Source organism: Vibrio sp. HENC-03, assembly GCF_000305755.2.
In the GTDB taxonomy this organism is placed as follows: Bacteria; Pseudomonadota; Gammaproteobacteria; order Enterobacterales; family Vibrionaceae; genus Vibrio; species Vibrio owensii.
This window is the reverse complement of the sequence record NZ_JH976134.1, coordinates 29,953-44,622: the sequence shown is the minus strand read 5'-3', so window position 1 is coordinate 44,622 and position 14,670 is coordinate 29,953. Positions and strand designations below refer to the sequence as shown.

At 46.7% G+C, this 14,670-nt stretch carries 14 protein-coding genes; 11 read left to right on the top strand and 3 right to left on the bottom strand.

The window, feature by feature from the left end; genetic code table 11:
• Positions 1–46 precede the first annotated feature (46 nt).
• From atpE to glmU, 8 genes are all read left to right on the top strand, one after another.
• Positions 47–304, top strand: coding sequence for a F0F1 ATP synthase subunit C (atpE, locus tag VCHENC03_RS00255; protein WP_005372317.1), 258 nt, complete (start codon positions 47–49; stop codon positions 302–304).
• Between the two features lie 56 nt (positions 305–360).
• Complete coding sequence (gene atpF / locus VCHENC03_RS00260; protein WP_005451032.1) at positions 361–831, top strand: F0F1 ATP synthase subunit B; 471 nt, start codon at positions 361–363, stop codon at positions 829–831.
• 14 nt (positions 832–845) lie between these two features.
• The gene (gene atpH, locus VCHENC03_RS00265) at positions 846–1,379 is read left to right on the top strand and encodes a F0F1 ATP synthase subunit delta (protein ID WP_005440809.1); all 534 of its coding nucleotides are present in this window, start codon (positions 846–848) and stop codon (positions 1,377–1,379) included.
• A 13-nt stretch (positions 1,380–1,392) separates the two neighbouring features.
• On the top strand, positions 1,393–2,934 hold the full coding sequence (atpA, locus tag VCHENC03_RS00270) for a F0F1 ATP synthase subunit alpha (protein ID WP_009708033.1): 1,542 nt from the start codon (positions 1,393–1,395) through the stop codon (positions 2,932–2,934).
• A 44-nt stretch (positions 2,935–2,978) separates the two neighbouring features.
• Positions 2,979–3,845, top strand: coding sequence for a F0F1 ATP synthase subunit gamma (gene atpG, locus VCHENC03_RS00275; protein ID WP_005440806.1), 867 nt, complete (start codon positions 2,979–2,981; stop codon positions 3,843–3,845).
• Positions 3,846–3,880: 35 nt separating this feature from the next.
• A complete protein-coding gene (gene atpD, locus VCHENC03_RS00280) occupies positions 3,881–5,284 on the top strand; it encodes a F0F1 ATP synthase subunit beta (RefSeq protein ID WP_005451025.1) in 1,404 nt (467 codons plus the stop codon).
• Between the two features lie 18 nt (positions 5,285–5,302).
• Entirely contained in the window at positions 5,303–5,725 is a 423-nt protein-coding gene (locus tag VCHENC03_RS00285) for a F0F1 ATP synthase subunit epsilon (protein WP_005429758.1), read from the top strand.
• 148 nt (positions 5,726–5,873) lie between these two features.
• Positions 5,874–7,235 (top strand): bifunctional UDP-N-acetylglucosamine diphosphorylase/glucosamine-1-phosphate N-acetyltransferase GlmU, encoded by a 1,362-nt coding sequence (glmU, locus tag VCHENC03_RS00290; RefSeq protein ID WP_009708032.1) that lies wholly within the window; start codon positions 5,874–5,876, stop codon positions 7,233–7,235.
• An 87-nt stretch (positions 7,236–7,322) separates the two neighbouring features.
• On the opposite strand, the gene VCHENC03_RS00295 is transcribed toward glmU, so the two are convergent.
• Complete coding sequence (locus VCHENC03_RS00295) at positions 7,323–8,063, bottom strand: amino acid ABC transporter permease (protein ID WP_032803171.1); 741 nt, start codon at positions 8,061–8,063, stop codon at positions 7,323–7,325.
• A 122-nt stretch (positions 8,064–8,185) separates the two neighbouring features.
• Here VCHENC03_RS00295 and VCHENC03_RS00300 point away from each other — a divergent pair, with 122 nt between their 5' ends.
• Entirely contained in the window at positions 8,186–8,962 is a 777-nt protein-coding gene (locus VCHENC03_RS00300; RefSeq protein ID WP_009708030.1) for a transporter substrate-binding domain-containing protein, read from the top strand.
• Positions 8,963–9,039: 77 nt separating this feature from the next.
• Here the strand turns inward: VCHENC03_RS00300 and punC are convergent, their stop codons facing one another.
• On the bottom strand, positions 9,040–10,245 hold the full coding sequence (gene punC, locus VCHENC03_RS00305; RefSeq protein WP_020195192.1) for a purine nucleoside transporter PunC: 1,206 nt from the start codon (positions 10,243–10,245) through the stop codon (positions 9,040–9,042).
• Between the two features lie 153 nt (positions 10,246–10,398).
• On the opposite strand from punC, the gene punR reads away from it, so the two are divergent.
• Both punR and VCHENC03_RS00315 read left to right on the top strand, forming a co-directional pair.
• Complete coding sequence (gene punR, locus VCHENC03_RS00310; RefSeq protein ID WP_009708028.1) at positions 10,399–11,304, top strand: DNA-binding transcriptional activator PunR; 906 nt, start codon at positions 10,399–10,401, stop codon at positions 11,302–11,304.
• A gap of 88 nt (positions 11,305–11,392) precedes the next feature.
• Positions 11,393–13,072: a sensor domain-containing diguanylate cyclase gene (locus tag VCHENC03_RS00315; RefSeq protein ID WP_009708027.1), complete on the top strand. Its 1,680-nt coding sequence runs from the start codon at positions 11,393–11,395 to the stop codon at positions 13,070–13,072.
• Positions 13,073–13,120: 48 nt separating this feature from the next.
• On the opposite strand, the gene ilvA is transcribed toward VCHENC03_RS00315, so the two are convergent.
• Positions 13,121–14,668 carry a threonine ammonia-lyase, biosynthetic gene (ilvA, locus tag VCHENC03_RS00320; protein WP_009708026.1) on the bottom strand — a complete coding sequence of 516 codons (1,548 nt, stop codon included), beginning with the start codon at positions 14,666–14,668 and terminating at the stop codon, positions 13,121–13,123.
• Positions 14,669–14,670: the final 2 nt, after the last annotated feature.

Sequence of the window (14,670 nt, the reverse complement as noted above, 5' to 3'; positions counted from 1 at the left end):
CTTTTTATTTGGGCACTAAGCCAACAACTATAAATTGGAGATAGTAATGGAAACTTTACTGAGCTTTTCTGCAATCGCCGTAGGTATTATCGTCGGTCTTGCTTCTCTTGGTACAGCGATTGGTTTCGCACTACTAGGTGGTAAATTCCTAGAAGGTGCAGCACGTCAACCAGAAATGGCTCCTATGCTACAAGTTAAGATGTTCATCATCGCAGGTCTACTTGATGCGGTTCCAATGATCGGTATCGTAATCGCGCTACTATTCACTTTCGCAAACCCATTTGTGGGTCAACTAGCAGGCTAATTAACAACTCTGTTAATTGTATTTTTGTAGTTGATTCTTAAAAGGGAGTAGCTGTTGTGAATATAAACGCAACTCTGCTAGGTCAAGCAATCTCGTTCGCACTATTTGTGTGGTTCTGCATGAAGTATGTATGGCCACCGTTGATGCAAGCGATCGAAGAACGTCAGAAGAAAATTGCTGACGGTCTTCAAGCAGCAGAACGTGCTGCAAAAGACTTGGATCTAGCACAAGCCAACGCTTCTGATCAGATGAAAGAAGCGAAGCGCACAGCAACTGAGATCATCGACCAAGCGAACAAGCGTAAGTCTCAAATTATTGATGAAGCTCGCGAGGAAGCTCAGGCAGAACGCCAGAAAATCCTAGCGCAAGCGGAAGCAGAACTTGAAGCTGAACGTAATCGTGCACGTGATGAGCTGCGCAAACAAGTTGCTACTCTGGCTGTAGCTGGTGCCGAGAAAATCCTTGAGCGTACTATCGATAAAGACGCTCAGAAAGATATTCTCGACAACATTACTGCAAAACTTTAAGTCTGGGGGCGCATATGTCTGATATGACTACAATCGCACGCCCCTATGCTAAAGCAGCTTTTGACTTTGCTGTAGACAAAGACCAATTGGACCAATGGGGCCAAATGTTGTCTTTCGCTACTGAAGTTGCCAAAAACGAACAAATGAATGAACTTCTAACGGGTTCTGTTTCTGCTGACAAATTGGCGGAGATTTTTGTTGCAGTTTGCGGTGAACAAGTTGATGCACACGGTCAAAACCTGATTAAGGTTATGGCTGAGAATGGTCGTCTAACGGCCCTTCCAGATGTTTGTGAGCAATTCTTCTTATTGAAGAAAGAACATGAGAAAGAAATCGATGTTGAAGTCATTTCAGCAAGCGAACTTTCTGATGAACAGCTAGCAAACATTGGCAGCAAACTTGAAGTGCGTCTTGAACGTAAAGTGAAGCTGAATTGCAGCGTAGATGAGACCCTACTTGGTGGGGTTATTATTCGAGCCGGAGACCTAGTCATCGATGACTCAGCGCGAGGTCGTTTGAACCGCCTGAGCGATGCATTGCAGTCTTAATGGGGATTGGAGCATGCAACTTAATTCCACGGAAATTAGCGATCTAATCAAACAGCGTATCGAATCTTTCGACGTTGTTAGTGAAGCTCGCAACGAGGGTACTATCGTATCGGTAAGCGATGGTATCATCCGCATCCACGGCCTAGCGGACGTGATGCAAGGTGAAATGATTGAATTACCGGGTGGCCGTTATGCACTAGCACTTAACCTTGAGCGTGACTCGGTTGGTGCGGTAGTAATGGGCCCATATGCTGACCTTAAGGAAGGCATGAAAGTTACAGGTACTGGCCGCATTCTTGAAGTGCCAGTTGGTCCAGAACTTCTAGGTCGCGTAGTGAACACACTAGGTGAGCCTATCGATGGTAAAGGTCCAATCGAAGCTAAATTGACTTCACCTGTAGAAGTAATCGCACCAGGTGTAATCGACCGTAAATCGGTAGACCAACCTGTACAAACTGGCTACAAATCAGTTGACTCAATGATCCCAATCGGTCGTGGTCAGCGTGAGCTTGTAATCGGTGACCGTCAGACTGGTAAAACAGCAATGGCGATCGACGCGATTATCAACCAGAAAGACTCTGGTATTTTCTCAATCTACGTAGCAATCGGTCAGAAAGCATCGACTATCGCTAACGTAGTTCGCAAACTAGAAGAGCACGGCGCGCTAGCTAACACTATCGTTGTTGTTGCATCTGCTTCTGAATCTGCAGCGCTACAATACCTAGCGCCATACGCAGGTTGTGCGATGGGTGAATACTTCCGCGATCGCGGTGAAGACGCACTGATTGTTTACGATGATCTATCTAAGCAAGCGGTAGCTTACCGTCAGATCTCTCTACTACTAAAACGTCCACCAGGCCGTGAGGCATTCCCAGGTGACGTATTCTACCTACACTCGCGTCTACTAGAGCGTGCAGCTCGTGTAAACGAAGAGTACGTAGAGCGTTTCACTAACGGTGAAGTGAAAGGTAAGACTGGTTCTCTAACTGCTCTTCCTATCATCGAAACTCAAGCAGGTGACGTTTCAGCATTCGTACCGACTAACGTAATCTCGATTACCGATGGTCAGATCTTCCTACAAACTGAGCTATTCAACGCAGGTGTACGTCCAGCGGTTGACCCAGGTATCTCAGTATCTCGTGTAGGTGGTTCAGCTCAGACGAAAATCATCAAGAAGCTATCTGGCGGTATCCGTACTGCACTAGCTCAGTACCGTGAACTAGCGGCATTCGCACAGTTCTCGTCTGACCTTGATGAAGCGACGAAGAAACAGCTAGACCATGGTCAAAAAGTTACAGAACTAATGAAGCAGAAGCAGTACGCTCCAATGTCTGTATTTGACCAAGCACTAGTAATCTTCGCGGCAGAGCGCGGCTATTTAGCAGATGTTGAACTAAGCAAACTGCTAGATTTCGAAGCGTCTCTACTATCGTACGCTCGCGGTCAATACGCTGAATTCGCAGCTGAGATCGACAAGACGGGTGCATACAACGATGAAGTTGAAGCTCAGTTGAAGAAACTGACTGACGACTTCGTAGCAACCCAAACTTGGTAATTAGGTCGGTGGCAGTTTCTGCCACCAACTAACGGAGAGTAACGATGGCCGGCGCAAAAGAGATACGTAATAAAATCGGTAGTGTTAAAAGCACTCAGAAAATTACGAAAGCGATGGAAATGGTAGCAGCTTCAAAAATGCGTCGTTCTCAAGACGCAATGGAAGCTTCTCGTCCATACGCTGAAACAATGCGTAAAGTGATCGGTCATGTGGCTAATGCAAATCTAGAGTACCGTCATCCGTACCTAGAAGAGCGTGAAGCTAAACGTGTTGGTTACATCATCGTTTCGACAGACCGTGGTCTGTGTGGTGGTTTGAACATTAACGTGTTCAAAAAAGCCGTTACAGACATGCAATCATGGAAAGAGAAAGGTGCTGAAGTTGAACTGGCTGTAATTGGTTCAAAAGCAACAGCTTTCTTCAAACATGGTGGCGCAAAAGTTGCGGCACAGGTTTCTGGTCTGGGTGATAGCCCAAGCCTAGAAGACCTAATCGGTTCTGTTGGCGTAATGCTTAAGAAATACGATGAAGGTGAACTGGATCGTCTATATGTGGTGTTCAACAAGTTTGTGAACACTATGATTCAGCAACCAACGATCGATCAATTGCTACCTTTGCCTAAATCGGACAGCGAAGAGATGCAGCGTGAGCACTCATGGGACTACATCTATGAGCCTGAGCCAAAACCTCTATTAGACACACTTCTAGTGCGTTACGTAGAGTCTCAGGTATACCAAGGTGTGGTTGAGAACCTTGCTTGTGAGCAAGCGGCTCGAATGATTGCGATGAAGGCTGCAACGGATAACGCAACCAACTTGATTGAAGATTTAGAACTTGTGTACAACAAAGCCCGTCAGGCTGCGATCACACAAGAACTATCGGAAATCGTTGGTGGTGCATCTGCGGTTTAAGCTTAGGTAAAACGAAATAGTTTAGAGGATTAACGATGGCTACAGGTAAGATCGTACAGATCATCGGTGCGGTAGTCGACGTAGAGTTCCCACAGAGCGAAGTACCAAGTGTATATGACGCTCTAAACGTTACAGAATCTAAAGAGCGTCTAGTTCTTGAGGTTCAACAACAGCTAGGCGGTGGCGTAGTTCGTTGTATCGTAATGGGTAGCTCTGATGGTTTACGTCGTGGCGTTGAAGTGGTTAACACTGGCGCTCCAATTTCAGTACCAGTAGGTACTAAAACTCTAGGTCGTATCATGAACGTCCTAGGTGACGCGATTGATGAGCGTGGTGAGATCGGTGCAGAAGAGGTTTACTCTATTCACCGTGAAGCACCAAGCTACGAAGAGCAATCAAACGAAACAGCACTTCTAGAAACTGGTGTTAAAGTAATCGACTTGGTTTGTCCATTCGCTAAGGGTGGTAAAATCGGTCTATTCGGTGGTGCAGGTGTAGGTAAGACCGTTAACATGATGGAGCTTATCAACAACATCGCACTTCAACACTCAGGTCTATCAGTATTTGCTGGTGTTGGTGAACGTACTCGTGAAGGTAACGATTTCTACTTCGAGATGCAGGAAGCGGGCGTTGTAAACGTTGAGAATCCTGAAGAATCTAAAGTAGCGATGGTTTACGGTCAGATGAACGAGCCACCAGGCAACCGTCTACGTGTTGCACTGACTGGTCTAACAATGGCAGAACGTTTCCGTGACGAAGGTCGTGACGTACTTCTGTTCGTTGATAACATCTACCGTTACACGCTTGCAGGTACTGAGGTATCAGCACTTCTAGGTCGTATGCCTTCTGCGGTAGGTTACCAGCCAACTCTTGCAGAAGAGATGGGTGTACTACAGGAGCGTATCACGTCAACTAAGCAAGGTTCTATCACGTCTGTACAGGCGGTATACGTACCTGCGGATGACTTGACTGACCCGTCTCCAGCAACAACGTTCGCGCACTTGGATGCAACGGTTGTACTTAACCGTAACATCGCAGCTATGGGTCTATACCCAGCGATCGACCCACTAGATTCGACTTCTCGTCAGCTAGACCCACTAGTAGTTGGTCAAGAGCACTACGACACAGCTCGTGGCGTTCAGCAGACACTTCAGCGCTACAAAGAGCTGAAAGATATCATCGCGATTCTAGGTATGGACGAGCTATCTGAAGAAGATAAGCAAGTTGTATCTCGTGCACGTAAGATTGAGCGTTTCCTAACTCAGCCTTACCACGTAGCGGAAGTATTTACAGGTGACCCAGGCGTTTACGTACCTCTTAAAGAGACACTACGTGGCTTCAAAGGTCTACTAGCTGGTGAATACGATGACATTCCAGAGCAAGCGTTCATGTACTGCGGTACGATCGACGATGCTATCGAGAATGCGAAGAAGCTATAAGGCTAACTAGGAGGCGATATGGCACCAATAACCTTTCACCTAGACGTAGTAAGCGCTGAGAAACGTATTTTCTCTGGTCGCGTAGAAACGTTTCAGGTGACCGGTAGCGAAGGTGAGCTGGGTATTTTCCACGGCCACACTCCGCTGCTGTCCGCTATTAAGCCTGGTATGGTGCGTATTGTGAAACAGCACGGCCACGAAGAGTTCATTTATGTCTCTGGTGGTATGGTCGAAGTTCAGCCTGGTACTGCTACAGTACTGGCTGATACAGCGATTCGTGGTGAAGATCTAGACGCAGCGAAGGCAGAAGAAGCCAAGCGCCGCGCTGAGGAGCAAATCCAGAATCAGCACGGTGATATGGACTTCGCACAAGCGGCCAGTGAACTGGCTAAAGCCATTGCTCAGCTACGAGTTATCGAGCTGACCAAAAAGCGTCGCTAAGCTCAATTAGCAACGTTGCATGAAAAAGGCGGCCATTTGGTCGCCTTTTTGATTAATTTTAGTTGGAAATTTACATCCCACCATTAACTATTCCTTTCAAGCTGTTTAAAATAACGGCCATTTAATATAAAACGTCAATAGGTTATCAATGAAATTCAGTGCTGTGATTCTTGCTGCGGGCAAAGGTACCCGTATGTATTCGAACATGCCTAAAGTGCTACACACTTTGGCAGGGAAGCCAATGGCAAAACATGTTATCGATACATGTACAGGTCTTGGCGCACAAAACATCCACCTAGTATATGGTCACGGTGGTGATCAAATGCAGCAAACGCTAGCAGAAGAGCCGGTTAATTGGGTTCTGCAAGCGGAGCAACTAGGTACAGGTCATGCAGTTGATCAAGCCTCTCCAAAGTTTGAAGACGACGAAAAAGTACTGGTGCTTTACGGTGATGTTCCACTGATTTCAGCTGAAACGATTGAAAACCTATTAGATGCACAGCCAACGGGCGGCATTGCATTGTTAACAGTGATGCTAGATAACCCAATGGGTTATGGTCGTATCATTCGCAAAAACGGTCCAGTAGTGGCGATCGTCGAGCAAAAAGACGCAACAGAAGAGCAGAAGCTCATCAAAGAATGTAATACCGGTGTGCTGGTGGCGACAGGTGGTGACCTGAAACGCTGGCTTGCTGGTCTAAACAACGAAAACGCACAAGGCGAATACTACTTAACAGATGTTATCGCGGCAGCGCACGATGAAGGTCGCGCGGTTGAGGCAGTGCACCCAGTAAACGCGATTGAAGTGGAAGGCGTTAACGACCGTGCTCAACTGGCTCGTCTTGAGCGTGCATTCCAATCAATGCAAGCACAGAAGCTATTAGAGCAAGGCGTAATGCTGCGTGACCCAGCACGTTTCGACCTACGTGGTGAACTGCAATGCGGTATGGATTGTGAAATCGATGCGAACGTAATCATCGAAGGTAAAGTATCACTGGGTGATAACGTTGTAATCGGCGCTGGTTGTGTACTGAAAGACTGTGAAATCGACGATAACACCATCGTTCGCCCATACAGCGTAATTGAAGGCGCAACAGTTGGTGAAGAATGTACAGTTGGTCCATTCACACGCCTACGCCCAGGCGCAGAGATGCGTAACGACTCTCACGTGGGTAACTTCGTTGAAGTGAAAAACGCGCGTATCGGTGAAGGTTCTAAAGCGAACCACCTAACTTACCTAGGTGATGCAGAAATCGGTCAACGTACTAACATCGGTGCTGGTACCATCACTTGTAACTACGACGGTGCGAACAAGTTTAAGACCATCATTGGTAACGACGTCTTCGTTGGTTCTGACAGCCAACTTATCGCGCCAGTGACAGTTGCGGATGGTGCAACCATTGGTGCTGGTACTACGTTAACCAAAGATGTCGCTGAAGGTGAGCTTGTGATCTCTCGTGCGAAAGAGCGCAAAATTACCGGTTGGCAGCGTCCAGTTAAGAAGAAGTAAGCTTAATTCGCTTACATAAAAAGAATAAAAACCAAAGCCGCTCTTGATGAGCGGCTTTGTTGTATCTGGTGCTGTGAAAGAGAGAGTTTAGTGACTTGGGATCGCTATGCGCTTCTCTAGCCAGCGCACCGCTTGAGAGACCAAAAGAATCAGCACCAAATATTCTAAGACGAGAAACGTATAGATCTCTAATGGTAAGTACTCATTCACGACCAACTCATTCGCTCGTCTCGTTAAGTCACTTAAACCTATCACGCTGACCAACGAACTCATCTTTAGGATATAAACGAATTGATTCCCCAGCGGCGGTAAGATTTGGCGAAATGCTTGGGGAAGAATCACTAAGCGCATTTTTTGCCAGTAGTTCAATCCGAGTGACTCCGCTGCTTCGTGTTGTCCACGACTGATGGCTTGGATTCCCCCTCTAAATACTTCCGCCATGAAGGCACTCTCTGCAATGGTTAGCGCAATCACACCTGCCCAAAAGTGGTTCAGGGATACATCGAGTAGTGTCGGCATTCCGTAATACACCCACAACAACAATACCAAGACAGGAATGGAGCGAATAACTTCCACGTAAACTCGGTTGATCCATTTGAGAATTGGAGAGTCAGAAAGCGCGGGTAGGGTGATGATCAAACCAATCGTCATGGCAAATAGCATGCTGAGCAGTGATACTTGGATCGTGTCATTAAAACCGGCGACCAAAAACTTGATGTTTGTCAGCCCTTGCTCAGTCGATGGATCAAGTACATACCAGCCCCATTGGTAGTCGGAGCAACCTGTGAGAAAAAGCAATGAAACGAGGCATAGATGTCGATAGTTCACATTTACTCCCTGAACTGACTAAAAAACTTCCTTTGTTGCTGCTATGTTATCAATGAAGCCGTACTAATGGTTAATAATTAAAGGGAATATCTCCTACCGTCATTCTTTTAAGGGAATAGAAAATGAAAAAAACGTTGCTTGCGTTGGGAATGTGTCTGCTTGCGATGACTCAAGTCGCTCATGCAGAAAGTCGTCTACAAGAGATCTTGGATAAAGGTGTATTGCGTGTCGGGACGACAGGGGATTGGAACCCGATGACGATGAAAGATCCTGCGACCAATAGTTATCGTGGTTTTGATATCGATGTCACCACTGAGCTTGCTAAAGATCTGGGCGTTAAGGTGGAATTCGTTGCGACCGATTGGAAAACACTGGTTAACGGTATCACGGCCAACAAATACGATATTACTGGTAGCGCGTCATTGAACATGTCACGCGCAAAAGTAGCTGGTTATAGCCAACCGTATTTCTATCTTGCGTTTGTACCTGTGGTGCAAAAGAAAGATCTAGCAAAATTCTCTGATTGGGCTGATTTCGATAAGTCAGATGTGAAAGTAGCGGCAACGCTGGGAACGGTTCAAGAGAAGTTGGTAAAAGACTTTTTTCCATCAGCGCAGCATATTGTGATTGAAGCGCCAGCGCGTGACTTCCAAGAATTGCTAGCTCGCCGTGCCGACGTGTCGGTTACATCAAACGTAGAAGCGGCCACGCTGGTGGAGAAGTTTAAACAGTTGGCGATTGTTCCAGTTAAAGAGCCGCGTAAACCAACTCCAATTGCGATGCTGCTACCTCAAGATGACCAAGTATGGATTAACTACATCAACCACTGGGTTGAGCTTAAGAAGACTCAAGGTTTCTTTAAGCAAACGGCTGAAAAATGGGGTTTGAAGAGTATGTAAGCTCTTATTCAACGCTATCCTAGAAAAACAAAGAGCCGTATAGTGCGGCTCTTTGTTTATTGTTTTTTAGACTGAGCTTAAAGCTCGTCTTCGCTCACCACTCGAGCATTGTCAGGTGTCGTGAAGTGCTGAGACAATTCACGGTTAGATAGAATGTAACCCATCCACAGACCACCCATACAAATCACAATCGCAACACCGGTCACCATTTGAGCTTGGCTCGCCATTGCTGCAACCAGTGCACTTGATAGGCTGCTCACGGTAATTTGCAGGCTGTTTTGTAGGCCTGCTGCCGTCGCAGGACTCTGTTGAGCACTTGCTAATGCGCGGTTTACTACGATTGGGTAAAGTGCACCGTTAGCCACAGCAATCAAACAGAATGGCGCTAGGATTGGCCAGATAGAGGTCAGTTGCCATTGTGACGCAGCGAAGATAAGCAGTGCAGCAACACTAAACAGGCCAATCAACTGACGCAGAATCTTTTCGTCACCATATTTACGAACGCCAACCTTACCTAAGTAGCCACCAACCATGAAAGCAATAGTTTGTGGGATAAAACTCAGACCAATGTCTTTTGCTTCATAGCCGAGTTGAGACATGATCTCTGGCATACCAGTTAGATAAGCAAAGAAAGCCGCAGACGCAGTAGCAAACATAAACACATTACCTAGGTAAGTTTTAGAACCTAGTAGTGATTTTATGTCTGAAGACATACTGGTTTGTTTCACTTCTACTTTTTCATCTTTTTGCGCCATTGTCGCAACGACAAGCAGTACGCCCATCAGCGTCAATGCAACAAAAATACTGTGCCAACCGAAGTTGTTTGCCAACAACACACCTAGCTGAGGGGCTAGTGCTGGAGACAGTGCTACAAGCGGCATGATAGTGGCAAAGATTTGTTGGCTTTGGCTAGAGTGGCGTTTGATTACCATCGCTTGCCAAATAACGGCTGGTGCACATACACCGATAGCCTGTACAAAGCGCAGTGCTAATAATTGCCATACTTGCTCACTGAATGCGAGACCGAATGAAGCAACAGTAAACAGCGCTAAACCTGCGGCTAGCGTATTACGATGACCAAATTTGTCTGAAGCCAGCCCCCACATCAACTGACCAAAAGCCATACCAACAAGAAAGACGGTCAGAGAAAGTGCGATTTGTTCTGGACCTGTAGCAAAGTCGATTTCCATCGCTTTGAAGGCAGGTAAGTACATATCTGTGGCGATAAAGCCGAGCATAGATAGGGCTGCTAGATAAACAAGCTGTAGTTTTGATATTTTCATGATTCAACCAATCAAATTATTTAATCATTTTTTGTTCAGTATCAGTTGGCGCCAACCCTGATTTATTTACCTCGCCATTCTATTTTTCGATTTTGAGAAAATAAAACGCTAAAATTGTTGGTTATTAATCAAATTTTTTGAAAGGTTGAAATCATGTTCTCCAAGTCTTCACTGGAAATGCTCGATACCGTTGCTCGTTTGGGGAGTTTTACTGCGGCAGCAGAGGTGCTGCATAAAGTGCCTTCTGCAATCAGTTATGGTGTGCGCCAAGTTGAGCAAGAGTTAGATGTGGTTTTGTTTCGTCGATTACCGAGAAAAGTCGAGCTAACGCCTGCCGGTGAGTTGTTTATCGAAGAGGCACGCTTACTGCTCAGGCAAATGGCGGAAGTGAAAGCGCAAACTCGCCGTGCGGCACATGGCTGGCAATCAACACTCAAGCTCACATTGGATAACGTGGTTAAGCTCGATAAGCTCAAGCCTCTGGTAGAGGATTTCTATCGAGAATTTGAATTTGCAGAGCTGCAAATCAACATGGAAGTGTTTAACGGCTCTTGGGAAGCGATTGCTCAAGGGCGTGCTGATATTGTTGTTGGAGCCACGTCAGCCATCCCGGTAGGTGGTGACTTTGAAGTCAAAGATATGGGGATGTTGGACTGGGCATTTGTAATGTCTCCTGCACATCCTTGTGTTCGCCAACAAACCCTAACAGAAGAGTTTGTCAGTCAATTTCCGGCGATCTGCCTCGATGATACCTCTAACGTGTTGCCAAAACGTCACACAGGGCACTACCCCAAACAGCGACGCTTGTTGCTACCTAACTGGTACAGCGCAATTGAGTGTCTGAAAAACGGAGTCGGAGTGGGGTACATGCCACGCCATATTGCGATGCCTCTTATCCATGAAGGCGTGCTGGTGGAAAAAGTGCTGCAGGATGATAAACCATTGAGCCAATGCTGCTTGGTATGGCGTAAAGACGATAATCACAAGTTGATTCAATGGATGGTGGATTATCTTGGTTCGTCAAGTCAACTACATCGAGATTGGCTACAACATTCATAAAAATGGAAATTGCTTTAAACACCTGTTGACAACATGGTCAATTTATTAACAATCAAAACAAAGTTCGGTAAATTTAGGATGAAGGATTATGTCAAAGCTAGTGGATCGAAAATGGCAAATCTTACCGATCATTGCATTGTCTGTGTTTATGTTGGTGGGGCTTTACGGTTTTTATATGACGCTTGAGCGTTCTGTGCATGATTCAGTTCAACGCACTACCGAGTCGTTGCTCACTGACGTTATTTATGAAATTAAGGAAGATAACCCTCACTTTGCTAGTGAGTCAGATATCGACGACTACATTGGCGATCTCACGCAAGCGGATGCGGACGCTCGTATTCAAGTGATAGATCAGCAAGGGACGGTGGTAGGTGATACAGCACTTTCTGATCGTGCTCTGATTGGCTTGGAGAGTCACGGCGATCGTCCGGAGTTTATTCAGGCTTGGGAAAGCGGCTCTGGCTACGATGTGCGCTTTAGTGAAGTGCTGTCGGTCGATCTATTCTACGTTTCACGCAAGATTGAATTTGATGCTCAGGAATTTGTGGTCGTGTTGTCCGTACCTATGCATCACCTTAAAACCATGACTTCGGAGTTAATGGCAATCCTAGGTGTGATGGTTGTGTTGAGTATTGGTTTTCTTATCGCGACCTCGATCTTCAGCCATCGTCAAATTATCCATAAAGTCTCTGAAGAGCAGAAAAAGCAGGACGAGCGCATTCGTCAACGTACTCTAGAAATCGAGCTAATGCATCGCCTAGCGAATATGCTGGCAGCTTGTAACAACCTAGTAGAAGCGCAAATGGTGGTGGAAGATATCGTGCCGCGTATCCTTGGCAAGGTGAATGGCAGTATTTCCCTGATGCGTTCTTCGCGCAACCAGTTGGTTACTCAACTTGATTGGGGAGAGAGTTGGCCGGGCAGCCGTTCTTTCGCTCCGGATGAATGCTGGTCATTACGCAAAGGTCGCAGTCACTTGTCGATTGAATCTTTCCATAACCTGACGTGTGAGCACATGGCATCGGTTGAGAATAACCAAACGTTGTGCATTCCTCTGACAGCGCATGGGAACACCATTGGCATTATGCATTTGTACTTTGGCCAAGGTGATATCAAGGTTGACGAGATGACCATGCAGCTTGCTTACAGTGTGGCGGAGCACCTTGGTTTGGCATTGGCTAACCTGAGCCTGCAAGAAAAACTGCGCTCGCAAGCACTGAGCGATCCGTTGACAGGTTTGTACAATCGTCGCTTCTTCGAGCAGAAGCTGACTGAACACGTGAACAACTCGGCAACCAGTACCGAAGATATGTCTCTATTGATGCTCGATCTCGACCATTTCAAGCGATTTAACGACAATTTCGGCCATGATGCCGGTGATTACGTGCTGAAAGAGATCAGTGCATTGCTGAAGCGAACTGTGTCAGAAGATGAAACGGCGTGTCGTCTTGGTGGGGAAGAGCTAGCCGTGATTCTACCGCATTGCGATATGGCTTCTGCGACCGATTATGCGCAAAACATTGTTGACCAGATTCGAGCGCTGCATCTTGAGCATAAAGGCTTGTCATTAGGGCAGTTAAGTGTGTCGATTGGTGTTGCAACGTATCCAGAACCGGCTTCTGATATTGAGGGGCTGGTGAAGATGGCGGACAAGGCGCTGTACCTTGCGAAAGACCAAGGCCGAGACCGTGTCGTCAACTATCAGCAATACAGTGAGTTCAAGGCGCCAGAGCCGGAAACGGCAGAGATTGCGTTGATTCAAAGTTGATAAAAAAATCCCTCGTCAAACGAGGGATTTTTTATTGCGTGATACTGGTTACGACAAGAAGAACTTGTAAGACGGGTTGTCTGTTTCGTCTTTGCATTGATAGCCAAGTTCGCGCAAATGCGCAGAAAACTGAGCTAAGTCGCTTTCATCTAACTCGAAACCACATAAAACGCGTCCGTAGTCAGCGCCGTGGTTACGGTAGTTGAACAAGCTGATATTCCAATGAGTACCGAGTGTGCTTAAGAACTTAAGTAGCGCTCCCGGATATTCTGGGAATTCAAAGCTGTAGAGGCGCTCTTTAAGCGGCTTAGACGGCTTACCACCAATCATGTAGCGCACGTGCAGTTTCGCCATTTCGTCATCAGACAGGTCAACCACAGGGTAGCCACCATCACGTAAATCATGAATGATGTTTTCTAGCTCTTCCTGACCGCCTTGCAAACGAACACCGACAAAGATATTCGCCATCGCGTCATCATTGTAGCGGTAGTTAAACTCCGTTACGGCGCGGCCGCCAATGAGGTTACAGAACTCAAAGAAGGCACCTTGACGCTCAGGAATGGTGACAGCAAGCAAACCTTCACGTTTCTCACCAAGCTCGCAACGCTCAGAAACATAACGCAGACCATGGAAGTTAGTATTGGCACCAGACAGTACAGTACCTAGATTCTTGCCTTGCAGTTTGTTTTGCTCAGCAAACTTTTTCAAACCCGCCAGAGCAAGTGCACCCGAAGGTTCAGCAATGGCGCGAGTGTCTTCAAAGATGTCTTTCACGGCTGCGCAGATTTCATCGCTAGAGACCGCAATATGGCCATCAATGTACTTTTGGCACAGACGGAAAGTCTCTTCGCCAATGCGTTTTACAGCGACGCCATCGGCAAACATGCTGACTTGGTCTAGTACCACTGGCTCACCAGCATCCAATGCTGCTTTGAGGCATGACGAATCTTCAGGTTCAACTGCAATCACTTTGATTTCTGGCATGAGCTGTTTCACAAGCACCGCAACACCCGCAGCCAAACCGCCACCACCAACAGGTACGAAGATGTAGTCAAGGTGACCATTTTGCTGCAGCATTTCCATGCCGATGGTGCCTTGACCTGCAATCACCAGTGGATGATCGAAGGGAGGGACAAAGGTGTACCCGTTTAACTCGGATAGGCGCTCAGCTTCGGCTTTAGCCTCATCAAAGTTACTGCCGTGCAGCACCACGTTGCCACCAAAGCCACGTACCGCATCAACTTTGATGTCAGGTGTGGTTTTTGGCATCACGATAGTGGTCTTGATGCCCAACTTAGTACCAGAAAGCGCCATGCCTTGAGCGTGGTTACCTGCGGATGCAGCAATGACACCAGCGGCTTTTTGCTCTTCAGACAGGCTTGCCACCATGTTGTATGCACCGCGCAATTTGAACGAGTGCACGGGTTGGCGATCTTCGCGTTTGATTTGCACATTGTTGCCAATACGAGCAGCAAGGCGAGGCATCTCTTGCAAAGGTGTGACAGTCGCGACTTCATACACAGGAGCACGCAAGATCTGGCGCAGATAATCTGCACCAGATTGGTTTTCCTGTTTTAAGGGAAAGGGTTGACTCATAA